Origin of the sequence: Diplocloster hominis, from assembly GCF_032380655.1 — a bacterium.
Classification (GTDB): Bacteria; Bacillota; Clostridia; order Lachnospirales; family Lachnospiraceae; genus Diplocloster; species Diplocloster hominis.
In genome coordinates this window covers 28,188-44,410 of record NZ_JAWDIY010000006.1, presented here as the reverse complement: position 1 = coordinate 44,410, position 16,223 = coordinate 28,188, and the positions used below count along the sequence as shown (strand labels likewise).

The following is a 16,223-nucleotide window of genomic DNA, read 5'->3' as shown; positions in this document are numbered from 1 at the left end:
CCTTTCTTTTCTCCTGGTTATTCCTGAATTTTCAAGTCTAAATAGAAATAGCATATTATCTTCAAGTTTAAATCAAACAAAAGTTAAAAAAAAGTAAATTGTTTACAAAACTGTCATTTAAGCAGTTCTCTCACCAGCAGGACGCAGCCCAGGATCTCTTCGAAGCAGTTATTCAGGGTCTCCCGTTCGATCGTCAGATAGCCGCTGTAAGAGATGTCACGCAGAGCCTGAAGCCATCGGGGCAGGTTTACTCCGCCTTGTCCCAATGGCGTCTCCAGAAAATAATCGCTGAGACGCATATCATCGATGCCGCCCTCGGCAAAGTAACGGTAGATGACAGCCGGATCCGTTTGTTTTAACATTTTCCCGTCTTTCACATGGGTGTGTACGATACGGTCTTTTAAAATACGGACCCCCTCTATGGGATCATCACCAGTCACCATAACCAGATTCGCCGGGTCAAAGTTGACTCCAATATAGGGACAGTCCAGTCCGGTCAGAAAGCTGTTCAGTACAAAGACCGTCTCCGGTCCCGTCTCGATGGCCAGGTACACCCCAAAGTTCCCGCAAAGTTCGTTCATTCTCCGGCAGGCATCCGCCAGGACACGGCGGACCGGATCGGCGGGATCGGCAGGGATAACCCCCAGATGCGTGGTTACCGCCCGGCAGCCCAGTTCGGCAGCCCATTCTATAATGCGGCCGGTTTTGGCGATCCGCTCCGGGTTTTCCCGGGGGATGGCGAATCCATGGCCGCCCAGGTCGGCGCAGACAGCGCTGATCGCGAGGCCGGATTTCTGCAGGGCTTTCTCAAACTCCCGGCGTTCGGACCGGATGAGGCGGTCACAGTCCAGAGGGCCGGTGCCGCCGTAGAATTGGACGGCATCGGCTCCGGTGTCCTGCGCCAGAGTCAGGGCTTCCAGAGGATTGGTTTTGAAGGCTTCCAGCATTACTCCTATTTTATTCATGAACTTCTCCTTCTTTTTTAAAACTCTTCTTTTTTAAAGCTCTCCTTTTATAATAGTATCCTTTTCCAGCGAACCGACAGGTTCCTGTCAGTACACTAATGTTTCAGGGACAGGGCGTATTCCGTGGGAGTCATCTGCGTCTCTTCCTTGAAGCGCCTGGAGAAATAATAGATATTGTCATAGCCTGTTAACTCCGCGATCTGCGTAAAGTTGTGGTTGCTCTCCCGGATCAGCCGCTTGGCCTCCTTGATCCGTATCTTTGTCAGGTAAGCGATGACGGAGGAACCGGTCTGATCTTTATAGGTGCGTTTCAGCTGGGATACACTGATGTTGACCTGCGCCGCCAGGATCTCCAGGGTGAGCTTCTGTGCATAATGGTCCCTTATGTAGGTCTGCACCTGCTGCGCGATGATCGCGTGATTCTGCAGCGCGTTGGAGCCGATCCGCCTTTCCCTGGTACCGATTCCGTCCTGCCTTCGGTAAATCTGGATAAAGAGCTGCTCCAGACTGGTTTTCAGAAGCTGATCGCTTCCAAAAGGCGCGTCCGGCTTTTTCTGCATATTGATCCTGGGCGCTGATTTTTCAAAAAATTCATAGGCGGATTCGGATTCCCTGACGACCCGGAGCAGGCATTCCTTTTCAAACGGATTCAGGAACAGGATTTTGCTGCGGAAATATTCCATACACGGGCTGTCGCAGGCAAACGACACCACAACGATATTGGCCGTGGAATTCCGGATGGTCTGCAGGTCATGGAATTCCCCAGGGCAGTGAAAAACCAGCTCTCCCGCTTTCAGCAGATACCTCCGGCTGTCAGCGGTAATAATGAGTTCCCCCTTATCCACATAGACAAATTCCCAGAAATCATGGCTCTCCCCCCCGAATATATAATTTTTAGGCAGGGCGTAATACGATATATTGACAATGTCCGTGATGAACACCACGGTCTCCAGCTTTAATTTATAATATTGTTGCATATTTGTCCCTTCTTTTCAGGAAAATGATCCGATTCTATAAATTTGAGAACGCTTATTGTAAAGTGCGATTCTTAAAAAGAGTTTATAATTATAGCTATCAAAAGTATATACTTTTCAGTCATTCATGTAAAGTGTGCATGCTATTCCAAACCCGCCGGGAGGGGACCGGCAGGCATAGAATAGCAGCCTCGTAACCAATTCAGTCACTAAGAAAGGAAAAAAGGTGGATTTCATGAAGAAAGCAATCAGTATCTGGTCTTTTGCCGGGCAGCCTCTTAGGAAATGTATGGAGCTGGCCAGGGACGCAGGATTTGACGGAATCGAGCTGGCCATGGATGGTACCGGGGAATTGACGCCGGATACCGCAGACCAGGAATTAAACCGGATTTTAGAAGATTCCCGGGAGACCGGAATCCGGATTCACAGCATTGCCAGCGGCCTGTATTGGGATTATTCCTTCACATCGGATGATAAGGCGCAGAGAGATCGGGCAGAGGAACTGGCCCTGAGACAAATCCAGATAGCGAAAACGCTGCAGGCGGATGCGGTGTTGATCGTCCCCGGCGCAGTGGGGGTTGATTTCCTGCCGGAGCGGGATGTGGTGCCTTATGATGTGGCTTATGACAGAGCGCTTCTTTCATTTCAAAGGCTGGCTCCTGCGGCTGCGGACGCGCAGATTCAGGTCGGTATCGAGAACGTGTGGAATAAGTTCCTGGTGTCTCCGCTGGAAATGCGGGACTTTATCGACCGGGTGGGCAGCCCGTACATAGGCTCCTACTTCGATGTGGGAAATGTGGTGTATAACGGTTATCCCGAGCAGTGGATCAGGATTCTGGGAAACCGGATTAAGAAGGTTCATTTGAAAGATTACCGGAGGGCGGCAGGCGGACTGCATGGATTCGTGGATCTGCTGGCCGGCGATGTGGACTGGCCTGAAGTGATGCGGGCTTTCCGGGATATCGGATATGACGGCTATTGTACCGCGGAAATGCTTCCGCCTTACACCTGCTGGCCGGAACAGATTCTCTATAACACGGCGGCCTCTATGGACCGCATCATCGGAAAGGAGAAATGCTTATGCTGAAAATCGGATTAATCGGGGCCGGATATATGGGCGGGATGCACACTGCCTGCTATCAGGCTTTGATGGAGGAGGATGTAATAGTTACCGCGGTGGCGGACCTGCGGCCGGAGTATGCAAAGGCTGCCGCTTTAAAATTTTCCGCCCGGGTCTACGGGGAGGGCATGGATCTGATCGAACAGGCGGATGTGGATGTGATCGATATCTGCCTGCCCACCTACCTGCATACGAAATATGCCGTAGCGGCCATGAAAAAAGGCCGGGCCGTATTCATAGAAAAGCCGGTCTGCCTGCGCCCGGATGAGATGGACCTTCTGCTGGCCGTCCAGCGGGAAACTTCCGTCCCTGTCATGGTGGGACAGTGTATCCGGCTGTGGAGCGAGTACGCCTGGCTGAAAGAGACGATGGAAAAGCAGACCTATGGGGCCTTGCGCTCCGGTGTCTTTAAGCGGATCAGTCCGCTGCCCGGCTGGGCCTGGGAGAACTGGCTTCACCGCCCCGAATGCTCCGGTACCGTAGCCCTGGATATGCATGTCCATGATGTGGATTATGTGCGGTATCTGCTGGGCGATCCTCTGGAGGTAACCGCCCGGGCCGCCAGGGATTCCGAAGGCGTCATCCAGCAGATCTTTGCCACTTACGGATATGAGGATGCGGCCGTCACTGTGGAGGCCTGCTGGGATTACCCTGAGGCATTTCCATTTACCATGGAATACCGGGTGAAGTTCGATGAGGCCACAGTAGTATTCGATTCTTCCGCCGCTCCCTCCCTGGCTGTCTATCCCAGGACCGGCGGGCGGATTATCCCTGAGCTGGCCAAAGAATTCGAGAGCGAAAATGATATCGGCGGAAATATCTCCTCTCTGGGAGGCTACTATAATGAGCTCCGGTATTTCACTCAGGGGGTTAAAAACCATACCCCGCTGACCGTGGCCACACTGAAGGAGGCGGTCGATTCCGTCCGGCTTGTGCTCCGGGAGATCGATCTGGCGGGAGGTATGAGACAGTCATGAGAAAAACCTATGGCGTGGCGCTGATCGGCTGCGGACATATGGGGGAGGCTCATCTTTCACAGATATATTATAAAGAAAATGTAAGGCTGGAGTTTGTGTGCGATCTGGATGAGGCAAAGGCATTAAGCTTTCAGAAACGATATGGGGCCCGTCATTTCTGTACAGACAGCCAGGTCTGTATCTCTTCCCCTCAGGTCGATATCGTGATCATCGCCACTTATCCCAGTACCCACCTGGAGCTGGCGCAGCAGTGTATTCTACATCAAAAGCACGTGATCTGCGAGAAACCCATTGCGCCGGACCTGGAAGCGGGCCGCCGTTTCGTTCAGCTGGTAAAAGCCAACCCCGGGTGCAGGGTTCTGGTAGGCCACATCCTGCGGCACAATGCCACCTATCAAAAGGTGGCCCGCATGATCCAATCCGGCGCTATCGGAAAGCCCATCGTCTTTCGGATGGTACAGAATCATCACACCATGGACTGGGAAAAATATCTGGCCATCCTGAAGGAAACTTCGCCTCTGCTGGACTGCGGGGTCCACTATGTAGATGTGATGCAGTGGTTCACGGGCGCCCGGGTACAGCGTGTGACGGCATCCGGTTCCAGAACAGAGGCCAGCGTACCGGAGGGTTCCTTTAATTACGGTTTTATGACCCTGGAACTGGACGACGGTTCCGTGGGCTACTATGAGGCCGGCTGGAGCAACACTTTTTCTTCGGATAATCTAAAAGAATTCGTCGGCCCCGGGGGAAGCATCCGGATTATCTACCGGAAAGACCGGCAGACGCATCAGGAAGAAGGCGATTTGATTGAATATTACAAATATCCGGAGAAGGAATACGAAATGATAAACCTCCAGAGCGACCGCAAGCCCACCGGCGCCCAATTTGACCATCTGATCCGGATGATTGAGGAAGGGTGCGCGGCGAACCCTTCGATCGAGGAAGTCTTTGAGAGCTTTATGGTATGCTGTGATGCACAAAAACAGGTGCTTGCTAAACTGAAGCAGCAGGAAAAGCAAAGAGGAACGTCATACCGACAAACAGTTGTGGAAAATTTGTCATTTTAATAAATTATTTTTATAATACAACGTTTTTTGCTTAAACAACCTTTTATATCTTATATTTTATATATATTTCTTCCATTTTTGCTGCATTTTATAGAGCATCTATCTATAAACACAAAATATTTCCTATTTTTTTATGTTTAAATAATAAAATTATTTTATAAAATTCGTTGACATATACCGGATGCTGATATATGATTAGCATATAAAAACGCCGCACTAAGCATTAAATAAAATATTTTTAAAATTATTCAACAGGAAAGACCGAAAAAAACAGAAAGGAAGGGACATGAATGAATGTATTAGCAGTGGGATGCCATCCGGATGATCTGGAAATAGCCTGCTCCGGCACCTTAGTCAAATACGTGGAGCAGGGCGCGGATGTGTATATGTGCCATGTAGCTAACGGGAACATGGGGCATGTTCAGATTATGCCGGAACCATTACGGGAGATCAGAACGAAGGAGGCTGAGGAGGCGGGACGGATCATCGGCGCCAAAGAAGTATTTAATCTGGATGTAGGCGATGTCCTGGTCACCAGATATGATAATGACGTGGTAGATGCCATGGCCGATGTGGTTCGTTACGTAAAGCCGGACGTGATCATTACACATAACGACGCAGATTACATGCAGGATCATATTGAAACCAACCGGCTGGCCTTTAACGGAAGCTTTATCGCCACCCTGGCCCACAAGTCCGTAAAATATACGGCCATACCGAATTTTATTCCGATCTATTATATGGATACGGTGGGCGGCGTTGATTTTTCTCCCACACATTATGTGGATATCACCAATCAGATCGAGACGAAGTTAAAGGCCCTCTCCTGTCATGATTCCCAGCTCAGATGGATGCTGGAACATGATCACATTGATTTTATCGATATGGTGAGAACCTGTTCCAAATACCGCGGATATCAGTGCGGCGTCCCTTATGCCGAGGGCTACCGTCCATGCACCGTTTATCCGAGAATGACGACGAAGCATCTGTTGCCGTAAGAGATGTTTGCAAATAGATTACATATAAGAAAGGATGAATATCTATGAAAATCGATTTTAATTCTACTGTAAAGGGAAGCTTATTGGAAAATTTCTATCCCCGCGGCTGGGATATGGCCAAAATCGACGCTTGCGTAAGCCATGCCCCCGAGGAGATCAGTGAGCGCCAGCCGTTCTGGAATAAAGACTTTCAGATCGCTTCCTGTAAAACAATTGAAGAGTTTAATGTGAAGCTGGGACATGAGATCGCACTGGAAATCAAAACCGCCAAAGACAACGGGCAGATTCTGGCTATGATTCTCCCTGTGGGTCCTATGGGTATGTATGAATGGGTGGTCTATTTTCTGAAACAGTGGAATGTATCCTGTGAGCATCTCTATTGCTTTAACATGGATGAATGGGCGGACGGTGACGGCAATACCCTGGAAAGTACGAATCCCGCTTCTTTCCAGTATGCCATGGAACACGCGTTTTACAATCCCCTGGGCGAACTGACCGTTCCCGTTTCCCAGCGTAACTTCGCAACCAAAGAGAACCTTCCCACTTATCCGGATAAGATAAAAGCTTTAAAAGAGCAGGGGGCCAGACTGATTACCGTATATGGAATCGGAAGAATGTGCCATATTGCTTTCTGGGAGCCGCATTTTGCGGATGAATTCGCTACCGATGAGGAATGGAGACAGCAGTGCTACCGGAAAGGCGCCAGGCTGCATCCGCTTACAGTGGAGCAGAACGCGATTACCAGCTTTAAGAGCAGAACGACTCTGGTATCCTGTACGGCTAACACGGTAGGCCCAGGCCTGTTCCTTCAGTCTGACCGGATGATCGGCGGGGCGGATGGCGCTCTTTCCAGAGGGATGCAGTGGCAGGGAATGTCCCTGTGGATGACACTGCGGTATGGACCTGACCGCTATGTCACTTCCTCTTATGTGCCCACGATTCCCGGGACGCTGCTTTATCTGGAGGAGCTGGCCGGTCCGTTGGTGGCGGAGTGTAATTAAGATTATTTTTATTGGCAGCGGAGTGTAATGAAGTTATTTTTAAGGGATGTGGCGGGGAGGGTGCTTCCCGCCACATCTTCTTTCTTTCATAGTTTCGAATACGAAAAGTGTAGCAGAAGGGAGACTGGAATGAGCGGAATGGTAAGATGGGGGATTATTGGAGCCGGCGGTATCGCCAGGCGCAGGACGATTCCGGCGCTGCGTCTGATTCCGAATGCCTGTGTGACGGCGGTGATGGATAAGGATGCGGGTACGCTGTCAAAACTGCAGGAGGAGTATGGAATTGAGCATTGTTATCAGGAGGAAGAAGAACTGCTAAGGGACCCGGATGTGGACGCGGTGTATATCGCCTCGCCGGTTAAGTTTCATCTGGAACAGGCCTGCCGGGCTCTGGATGCAGGGAAGCATCTGCTGATTGAGAAGCCGGTGGCTTTGGATACCTGGGAGTCGGAGAAGCTTTTGCGCTATGCCGGGGGAAAGGAGCTTTGTGTCGGTGTCGGGATGGTGATGCGTTTTCATGGCGGACATGAGAGGATCCGGGAGATTGTCCGGGATGGTTTGCTGGGGGATATTGTTTCCTGCCGGGCCCAGCTGACCTGCTGGTTTCCGAAGATGGAGGGGAACTGGCGGCAGAGCAAGGCGGTTGCCGGCGGAGGAGCTTTGATGGATATGGGGATTCATTGCATCGATTTGATGAGATACCTGCTGGGGGATGAGGTGGAGAAGGTCTGCGGTATGGTGGATCATAAGACGTTTGATTATGAGGTGGAGGACAGCGTTTCCGCTGTGTTGCGGATGCGCAGAGGAGCGGATTGTTTTATCAATGCGAATTTTAATATTCCCGACGAAGCGGCTCATTGTCCGCTGGAGATCTATGGCACGAAGGGGAGTATACTGGCTTATGATACGATTGGACAGGATGGAAAAGGGGATATTTTTCTTACCGTGTCAGATTCGGAAAAGGGGTATGCCAGCAGCCAGGTCCGCAGTGACACGGATGGCGGAAGAAAACTTTCGTATGAACAGACTAATATGTATGCCAGGCAGTTGGAAGAATTTTCTTCGTGTATTCTGGAGAAGCGGCCGGCCTGTACTACACTTGCGGATGCCTGTCAGACCATGAAGGTGGTGGAAGCCATCTATCGCTCTTCTCATAAGGAGTGTACGGTATATTTGGATTAAGCCGAAACGGCATATACAAAAGACGGCAGGGTTATGGCTGAAAGGATGGGAAAAGGTGGGAAATAAATTCTTTGGAGTGAGAAATAAAGGCTGCCGGATACGGGAGTACACAGCCGATGGACTGCGGTGTGTCAGTCTGGAGAATCATCTGATACGCGTGGGTATTTTGCTGGATAAGGGGGCGGATATCTTTGAATTCGTTTATAAACCGCAGGATGTGGATTTTATGTTTCACTCACCGCTGCCTTTTGCGAAGGATGTGATACCCACGGCTGCGAATCCAGCCGGTAATTTTATGGATTTTTATGAGGGCGGGTGGCAGGTTATGTTTCCAGGGATCAGTACCGGAGGTTGTGTGTATGGCGCCGCGCTTGGTATGCACGGGGAAGCCGCTCTCCTTGCCTGGGATATGGAGGTGCTGACGGATCATGCCTCTGAGATTTCCGTGCGGTTCAGTGTGCGGACGCTGCGGTTTCCCTTCCGGCTTTCCAGGACACTGACGCTGCGGGAAAATGACTGTACCCTTTCTATAGAGGAACAGATTGTCAACGAGGGGCGACAGGAAGTTTCGTATCAATGGGGACAGCACCCTGCTCTGGGCGGCGGCTTTCTGGATGATTCCTGCGAGATCTGTGTGGATGGGAATCCGGCGGTTCAGGCGGTTCAGACAGATCTGGGAGAGACCTGCTGTCTGGCTCCGGGCCAGCAGGGGGTCTGGCCCACGGCAGTGGGCAGGGACAAAGAGGCTGTGGATCTGAGTGTGGTACACGGTATGGATAGCCGGGAGTATCGGGAGTTCGGACTGTCCGGCTTAAAGGAAGGCGCGTTTGAGGTCAGGAACCGCCGGCTGCAGCTGGGGTTCGGCATGAAATGGGATAAGGAGGTCTTTCCCTATCTCTGGGTGTGGCAGATGTATGGCGGCGGGGCGGATTACCCGTTTTATGGCAGGGCGTATACACTGGCTTTGGAAATGTGGAATTCTCTTCCGGGCGGGCTGGAACATGCTGTGGCGGCAGGTACTGCGCCCCGTCTAAAAGAAGGGGAAAGTATCCGGACTTCGTATGAAGTGTTTGTCCGCGACTATATGTCTGTCCGCGATTGTTAAGTATTTCAAATCATATGAAAGAGGAGGTATTTTGTTATGGATGAACAATTATTGGAGCAGTGTAAAAAGGAAGAAGCAGAACTGCAGTTTCGGTCTTTTTCCCACGCCGATGCTTTGAAGCTGGGATTGGATTTGCTTAAGGTAAGTGAAGAATATCCGGGTATCCTGGGGATCGAGATCCGGATTAACCACGTGACGGTCTTTAAGTATCTGCCGGATGGGACAGGCGCCTATCACGATATGTGGCTTCGCAGGAAAAGTAATCTGATAGATGTAAGGGAGATGAGTACGCTGCGTGCCTTCGCGGAACTGGCTGTTTTGAAGGAAGATCTGCAAAAGGACTGGCTGTTGGACCCGGCGGAGTATGCCGCCTGCGGCGGCGGCTTTCCGGTTCGGATACAGGGCGGCAGCGTGATCGGCTCGATCTGTGTGTCCGGTCTGCCGCATCTTCAGGATCATGAAATCCTGATTGCGGGAATCCGCAGATTCCTGGGGATCAATTAAGCTTCTATTCCTCTGCTATTGGGCGTCATTCCATAGGATGAACGGCAGGCTCCAGGAGCTATTGGAATCTGTAAAACAGGGCTGCCGGGAAATAGAATCCAGTATTTCTCATTCATTTCCCGACAGCCCCGTTTTTTACTTACTCATATAGAATCGTTGGCGTCCACGACGTTGAATCATAGGCGGTATTCTCCCGTTTATCCACCCGAAATGATATCACGTCATCCGCTTCCACCTGAGCGGAAATCTCTGCCGCCATACCCACCGTATCGTTATATGCGATGGTCTGCCATGCCCCATTGACAGGCCAGATCATCTGATTATTTTTCCAGATGCTGACATTGACACCATCCCCGCCCTCAGAAGCATATTTCCTGACTGTTCCGCTGATTGATACGGCGCCGCTTCTGGGAGCCTTCCAGTCCAGCAGGATCTGGGTCTCATCGGGATGGAGCAGCAGCTGACCCTGTTCCACCCAGATGGCATCCCATTGTTTCGGCCCGCGCCAATGGTTGGAACCATCCGGGTTCCAGGTCATATCCTTTGTGCCGACGCCCGCCTGCCAGGTCCGGTAATACCAGCCGTTTCCCCCTTGTATATCCGACAGCTGTTCCGCCGCCTGATAACGGTTCGACGAGGCCGTTATAGGGCCGTCCGCGGTGATACCCTCCGGGTTCCGATCGGATACGAGACGGATGTTTTTCCCAAAGGAATTCACGGAAAAAATGTCTGTATCAAAATCCGTTAACTGCATATCGTTGATCCGGATGTTCTCGAACCGGATATCCGATATCCGGTGATCCGTATCCCGGCCGGATATCCGGATCTGGTTGGAACCGTCGGATTTGGATGTGATATTGCGGTACGTGATGTTCTGTATGGAACCGGGCCACTGCCAGTTCCCCTCCAGGCTTCCGAACCAGAAGCTGTCTTCCATGGTGATATTGATCAGCCTTTTAGCCTTTTCCACCCGGATATCTTCAAACGTTACATTCTGAATCTGTGTAGCGTTCAACGCGCAGATATTGATGGCCGATCGCTCCGTGAGCTGATCCGGATAATTCAGATCGTCATAATTTCTCAGGATATCAATATTCTGAAACCGGATCTGGTCAAAGCAGCTGGCCTGGGTCTCCGCCCCGATGCCGATCGCATTGTTGGCATCGCTCCACAGCTGGGAATTCTGATAGGTAATATTGCTGGTGGGAAGGGCCTGGGACGGATCTTCCGCAGGATTATACCCGCTGTTGCCTGTCCCTTTGACAGCCACGCTGTCGTCGCAGGAGTGGATAAAGCTTCCGTCAAACAGCACTCCCTGACAATTTGCCACATTGAATCCGTCAGAGGACGCGTATCTTGCATTGATTGCTTTGTAGTTTTTTACCGTTACGTTACTGCATTTCCACATAAAGGAAATCCAGGAATTCATATCGCGGATCACAGTAATATCCCTGACCGTCACGTCATCCGAATTTTTCAGCGCCACCGCCACGCCGTCATAACTGTCCTGGCTCATGTAATCGTTCAGCAGAATCCCCGGGCCGCATATGGTGACGTGATCTGCATTCCGGACCAGTACACGCCCCCTCAAAACGGCACCCCCTTCCAGATAGAGTGTCTGGCCGGATTTAAGCATTAACGGCTGTTGCTCCGAGATATCGTAATATCCCGGTCCATAGTGAATCACACTGCTGCTCTGTATATCAGGAATATCCGTGAGAGGTTCCCGGACAAACAGATGTAAGACCCTCCCATTATAGTTTTTATCAGGTAAAAAGGTTACATCCGTTCCGGGCTGTACCGTGCATGTAACTTTATTTCCCACACGCTGTCCGCTTAGCCCCAGGGATTCCGGCAGCAATGCATAATCGGAAAACACAAAATCAGCGCTTATCTGAATTTCAACCGGCCCGGAACTCTCAAAAGTACTGTAGGACACAGGATTTCCCCATGCGTTGTTCCCTGATACGTAGACCGGGACGCTCTGTCCTCCCGCCTGTACCTGAAAATCAGCGGAACTGTATTTCGCCGGCATAGCCTCCGGTTTTTGATACACTTTTACAATAGACGTATCTGCATGATCCATCGATCCGTTACTGGCATATGATTCATTTCCCCATGCCGCACCGGCAGTCATGAGACTTATCATGCCGCAGACTAAAGCAGCCAACGCTGCCTTTTTCAGATTTTTCATTTCTACCTCCATTCGTGCGTGTCCTATTCCAATAATTCGAGATCCTGTCCCCGCAGCCGAACAGGAATGAAACGGGCGCGTTCATAGGGCGTCCTGTTCGGCTGATGGATGGCCAGCATCATCCTGCCATCCAAAGTGCAAAACACCATACCATGTCCCCCGTCCGCTGAAAAAAACGGCTTTGCCGCATGACGCCACGGGCCTGTGATTTTACCGCTGGCGCTGTACGCCGTCCCGATCGAATAGCCCGAGGCTGAATAACTGGACCACAGAAGCATCAGCCCGCCGTCCTTCGGTCGCATAAGAAACGGCCCGTCCGTTACATAATTCTCCCCTTCGCCTTTTACCACATCCCCGGTGTCATTGGTACTCCATCCGGACCGGGAGGCCCGGAACATTACGGCAGGCAGGGAACAGCCGGCCTTCAGATCCTCCTTAAGCCTCATGCAGCACATCGCTCCGTCATGGATCTGTGTCCACTCATGGGAAAATATAAGCCAGGGAGAGCCTGCATCATCCAGATAAAGCGTACCGTCCAGGCACTCCCACCCGGCCGGCGTGACCGGTTCCCGGGACAGCGGGAGAAAAGGGCCCAAGGGGTTCTGGCTCCACAGAATATGCACGGCCCTTCTGTGATCTGCCGATTTGAAACTGGCCGGCATGTAATACGCTCCGCGGTAGAGGTGCACCTCCGGCGCCCAAAAATTCCGGTCCGCCCAGAAGTCCGCGGGCGGGGTGAAAACCGGATAAGGGCCTTCCCATTGTTCCAGGTCGCTGCTTTTATAAGCCTGAAACCCCTGCGCCTGCCCGCTCCAGGGCTCTTTGTCCGTGGTTCCGTAGAGGTAGTAACATCCTTCCTCCGGATCTGTCAGTACATACGGGTCCCGGATCTGTATCTCATTTATAGAAAGCATAGCCTATATCCTTTCCCATTAAATTTTACCTAATGATAATAGCTTACCTGGCCGCCGTCTTATCCGCTGCCTCATGTCCGGTTACGGTTATGTTCTTTACATAAGGATTCCGGTCGATCCACAATGGCTTCCCGCCATTATCGATCTGTTCCAGACAGACATGTTCCACCGCATGATCCTCATCATATCCCCATATACGGATGGGCGTATTCTCCGGGATCTGGATATTCCGAAAACAAACATCCCGGATATGGCCTGCCTGAGTGTCCGTAGACCACCGGTCCCGGTACAGCATACAGTTGACCGCACAGGCGCTTTCCTGCAGGATCCGTATATTCTCGAACAGAATATCCGACACTGTACCGCTGTCGCACAGGGTAATACACAGCGCGCCCAGCTCATAGGCCCAGTCCGCCAGCCCGTGCAGTACCAGACAGTCCCGGAAGATCACATCATGGATATCACTTTTGGACTCCCCGGCGATTCCGATCCCCCTCACTTTATCATCCCAGACGGTACAGTTCTCCACCAGAATTTTCTCGCCGCCGCAGACCGGCGGTGCCTCCATGGATTTGATGCATATGGCGTCATCCCCGGTTCTTATGTAACAGTTGTCCACATGGACGTCCCGGCAGTTTACGATATCGATGCCGTCACTGTTCTGGCGGTAGCCGAACATAACCAGATTCCTCACTTTCACATGCTCACACCGGAATAAGGCTGTGGTCCAGTGCGCGGCCCCGACCAGAACCGGCCCGTCCAGTACCACATTCCCGCATCCCGTGAGCCGGATCGTCCTGCGGGCGTGCCACTCTAAGCCGGACAGGTCGATGATACCGTAGCCGATGATCCTTATATTTTTTCTGTTATCTGCCCGGATAAAATCAGCGTAATTGGGGATTCCGGCCCAGTCTTTCTCTGTCATTGGCGCTTCATCCGCTGCCGGCTGAACAGCCCGCAAGATAGCCCCCGGTTCCAGATACAGGGTTTCATTGTCCTTTAGTTCCAATGATTCCACTTCATGGATTCCCGCTTTATAGATGCGTACGCGCTGCTCTGCATTTTCGTTCACCTGCATTTTAAGCGGCGGCCGTATGATAATGGTCAGCGGCGCGTATATTCTGTCATTGACCTCCACGGTCAGATATCCCGGCTCCGAAATGGTTCCCCGTATCACATTTCCCTGGATCTGAAATGGAAAATCCCCCTTTCGCGCGTGTATCTTAACACTGTGTACCTCTCTTAAGCAGCATACGGTTATGTTCAGCTCTTTCTGCTCCTGCTCCAGCAAGATCTGGCAGAAACTGTGCGGTCCCCCATGGGTCACCGGCACCGAACAGACCGGGATCTTTGTTTCTCCGGCGTACATGCACCATTCCCCGGACAGAGCCAGGTTATCCGGATAGGCACCCGTGGGGTCCGCGCCATGCCTCATATACTCTAACGGCTCGCCGGATTTCTGAATACCTTCCGGAAACGGCGGCGCCTGTACCTCTGTCTTCATTATCACTCACCCTTTCACTGCACCGGAAGTCATCCCGGACATAATCTGTTTCTGCGCCATAAAGTATACGATAATCACCGGCAGAGATACCGCGATTACATTCGCGAACACCAGGTTCCAGTCCGAACTGTGCACCCCGAAGAAATTATAGATCGTCAGCGTCAGGGTAAAGTTCCTGGAACTGTTCAGGAAATAAATAGTCGTGCCGAAATCGTTCCATATTCCCATAAAAGTAATAATAAAGAGCGTGACTGTAATCGGTTTGAGCAGCGGGAATATAATATGGAAAAACAGCTGAAGCCCATTGCATCCGTCCAGCATGGCCGACTCATCCAATTCTCTTGGTATACTCTTAAAATATCCGGTATACAGAAAAACTCCCATGGAAAGATTGGATGCAATCAGCACAAGTCCCGCCGCCAGAAACGTCCGCACATGGATATAATAACAGATAAAATAGGTAGGAATAATCTGCCCCGGAATAAACAGGCCCATCAGAATCAGCAGCAGCAGCCTTTTCGACGCTTTACTCACCCTGCGCTGCAGCACAAAGGCCGCCAGCGAGCTCACAAGGATAATGACCAGGACGCTGGGCACGGTCAGCAGCACGCTGTTCCGAAACGCAAGGCCCAGCCCCCCTTCGCGGAACATATCCGTGTAATTTTCCACTATATGCCACTGATCCGGCAGGGACAGATTTACCAGCGCGGCCTCCTCCTTGCTCTTAAAGGAATTGATCAGGATCATATAAAACGGCACCAGCATAAACAGGCTGCAGATCAGCGCGAAAATCTCCGCCAACATTCCGGATACTTTCTTTGCCATCACATCTCTACCTCCTTACCGGTGAGAAACCGGTATACGGGAAGGACCACCAGCAGGATAACCACGCACAGTATGATACTGGCGGCACAGCCCTCCCCATAACGGCCGCTGCCGAATGATTTGTATACCAGTGTGCCGAACACTTCCGTGGCAGTCCCCGGGCCTCCGCCCGTCACGGTCTGCACCACGTCGAAAGCCTTCAGCCCGCCGATCAGGTTGACTACCAGCGCATTGGTGAATGCAGGCATGATCAACGGGAATGTCACATACCGGAATTTCTGCCAGCCGGTTGCCCCGTCGATTCTGGCCGCTTCGTAGTAATGTTCCGGGATGGACTGCAGGCCGGCCAGCAGAATCACCATGGTAAATCCGGTCCATTTCCACACCTCCACAAAGGCTACGGAAAATATCGCCAGTTTTGGGTCTGTCAGCCAGTTCTGGGCCAGCATCGGCAGTCCCATCGCCCGCAGCGCCACATTGATGATCCCGTTGGTCGGGTGCATCATGGCGGTAAAGATCAGCCCAACCGCCACGCTGCTTAAGACCGCCGGCAAAAAAAATACGGTTCTCATAAAATTGGTTGTTTTCAGTTTATTGTTCAAAAGTACAGCCAGCAAAAGGCCCAGTGTCACCTTCAGAATGGTGGTGACAAACGCAAAGAGAAAAGAATTTTTGATAGCGATGTTCATACCGCTGTCCGTCAGCACATTTTTATAATTTCCAATACCTGCAAAAGTGGCCGCACGGAAGTCCACGTTACGGATATTCAGGAAGGAAAATCCCACACCCATCACGGCAGGCAGCAGAAAGAATATGCCGAAAATAGCCAGACACGGTATCAGCATCCAATAGGAATAGATCCTTTTTTGTTTCAATAGCAAGAGCCCCTTTCC

At 51.4% G+C, this 16,223-nt stretch carries 15 protein-coding genes; 8 read left to right on the top strand and 7 right to left on the bottom strand.

The features are described 5' to 3' along the window. Window positions 1-113: 113 nt before the first annotated feature. Both ABC831_RS07345 and ABC831_RS07340 read right to left on the bottom strand, forming a co-directional pair. On the bottom strand, window positions 114-965 hold the full coding sequence (locus ABC831_RS07345; RefSeq protein WP_343247573.1) for a sugar phosphate isomerase/epimerase family protein: 852 nt from the start codon (window positions 963-965) through the stop codon (window positions 114-116). 95 nt (window positions 966-1,060) lie between these two features. Next, window positions 1,061-1,942 (bottom strand): helix-turn-helix domain-containing protein, encoded by an 882-nt coding sequence (locus ABC831_RS07340; RefSeq protein WP_343247572.1) that lies wholly within the window; start codon window positions 1,940-1,942, stop codon window positions 1,061-1,063. Between the two features lie 232 nt (window positions 1,943-2,174). Between ABC831_RS07340 and ABC831_RS07335 the strand changes: the two genes are divergently transcribed. The 8 genes from ABC831_RS07335 to ABC831_RS07300 all read left to right on the top strand — a co-directional run bounded on the left by ABC831_RS07335 (window position 2,175) and on the right by ABC831_RS07300 (window position 9,893). Continuing rightward, window positions 2,175-3,026 (top strand): sugar phosphate isomerase/epimerase family protein, encoded by an 852-nt coding sequence (locus tag ABC831_RS07335; protein WP_343247571.1) that lies wholly within the window; start codon window positions 2,175-2,177, stop codon window positions 3,024-3,026. Then, window positions 3,020-4,036 carry a Gfo/Idh/MocA family protein gene (locus ABC831_RS07330; protein WP_343247570.1) on the top strand — a complete coding sequence of 339 codons (1,017 nt, stop codon included), beginning with the start codon at window positions 3,020-3,022 and terminating at the stop codon, window positions 4,034-4,036. Before ABC831_RS07335 ends, ABC831_RS07330 begins: the two co-directional genes overlap by 7 nt. Next, window positions 4,033-5,103 carry a Gfo/Idh/MocA family protein gene (locus tag ABC831_RS07325; RefSeq protein WP_343247569.1) on the top strand — a complete coding sequence of 357 codons (1,071 nt, stop codon included), beginning with the start codon at window positions 4,033-4,035 and terminating at the stop codon, window positions 5,101-5,103. The genes ABC831_RS07330 and ABC831_RS07325 overlap by 4 nt, the downstream gene beginning before the upstream one ends. Before the next feature lie 290 nt (window positions 5,104-5,393). Next, window positions 5,394-6,101 carry a PIG-L deacetylase family protein gene (locus tag ABC831_RS07320; RefSeq protein ID WP_343247568.1) on the top strand — a complete coding sequence of 236 codons (708 nt, stop codon included), beginning with the start codon at window positions 5,394-5,396 and terminating at the stop codon, window positions 6,099-6,101. 44 nt (window positions 6,102-6,145) lie between these two features. After that, the gene (locus ABC831_RS07315; protein WP_343247567.1) at window positions 6,146-7,102 is read left to right on the top strand and encodes a sugar phosphate isomerase family; all 957 of its coding nucleotides are present in this window, start codon (window positions 6,146-6,148) and stop codon (window positions 7,100-7,102) included. A gap of 129 nt (window positions 7,103-7,231) precedes the next feature. Continuing rightward, window positions 7,232-8,284, top strand: coding sequence for a Gfo/Idh/MocA family protein (locus tag ABC831_RS07310; RefSeq protein ID WP_343247566.1), 1,053 nt, complete (start codon window positions 7,232-7,234; stop codon window positions 8,282-8,284). 55 nt (window positions 8,285-8,339) lie between these two features. Beyond that, window positions 8,340-9,389, top strand: coding sequence for an aldose 1-epimerase (locus ABC831_RS07305; protein ID WP_343247565.1), 1,050 nt, complete (start codon window positions 8,340-8,342; stop codon window positions 9,387-9,389). 36 nt (window positions 9,390-9,425) lie between these two features. After that, window positions 9,426-9,893 carry a heme-binding protein gene (locus ABC831_RS07300; RefSeq protein WP_343247564.1) on the top strand — a complete coding sequence of 156 codons (468 nt, stop codon included), beginning with the start codon at window positions 9,426-9,428 and terminating at the stop codon, window positions 9,891-9,893. A gap of 139 nt (window positions 9,894-10,032) precedes the next feature. Here the strand turns inward: ABC831_RS07300 and ABC831_RS07295 are convergent, their stop codons facing one another. From ABC831_RS07295 to ABC831_RS07275, 5 genes are read right to left on the bottom strand one after another with little or no spacing between them, the layout of a single operon-like run. Next, a complete protein-coding gene (locus ABC831_RS07295) occupies window positions 10,033-12,087 on the bottom strand; it encodes a glycosyl hydrolase family 28 protein (protein ID WP_343247563.1) in 2,055 nt (684 codons plus the stop codon). 23 nt (window positions 12,088-12,110) lie between these two features. Next, window positions 12,111-13,001: a glycoside hydrolase family 43 protein gene (locus ABC831_RS07290; RefSeq protein WP_343247562.1), complete on the bottom strand. Its 891-nt coding sequence runs from the start codon at window positions 12,999-13,001 to the stop codon at window positions 12,111-12,113. A 43-nt stretch (window positions 13,002-13,044) separates the two neighbouring features. Beyond that, window positions 13,045-14,505 (bottom strand): glycoside hydrolase family 28 protein, encoded by a 1,461-nt coding sequence (locus tag ABC831_RS07285; protein ID WP_343247561.1) that lies wholly within the window; start codon window positions 14,503-14,505, stop codon window positions 13,045-13,047. Between the two features lie 6 nt (window positions 14,506-14,511). Next, complete coding sequence (locus ABC831_RS07280) at window positions 14,512-15,330, bottom strand: carbohydrate ABC transporter permease (RefSeq protein WP_343247560.1); 819 nt, start codon at window positions 15,328-15,330, stop codon at window positions 14,512-14,514. After that, a complete protein-coding gene (locus tag ABC831_RS07275; RefSeq protein WP_343247559.1) occupies window positions 15,330-16,205 on the bottom strand; it encodes a carbohydrate ABC transporter permease in 876 nt (291 codons plus the stop codon). The genes ABC831_RS07280 and ABC831_RS07275 overlap by 1 nt, the downstream gene beginning before the upstream one ends. Window positions 16,206-16,223 lie beyond the last annotated feature (18 nt).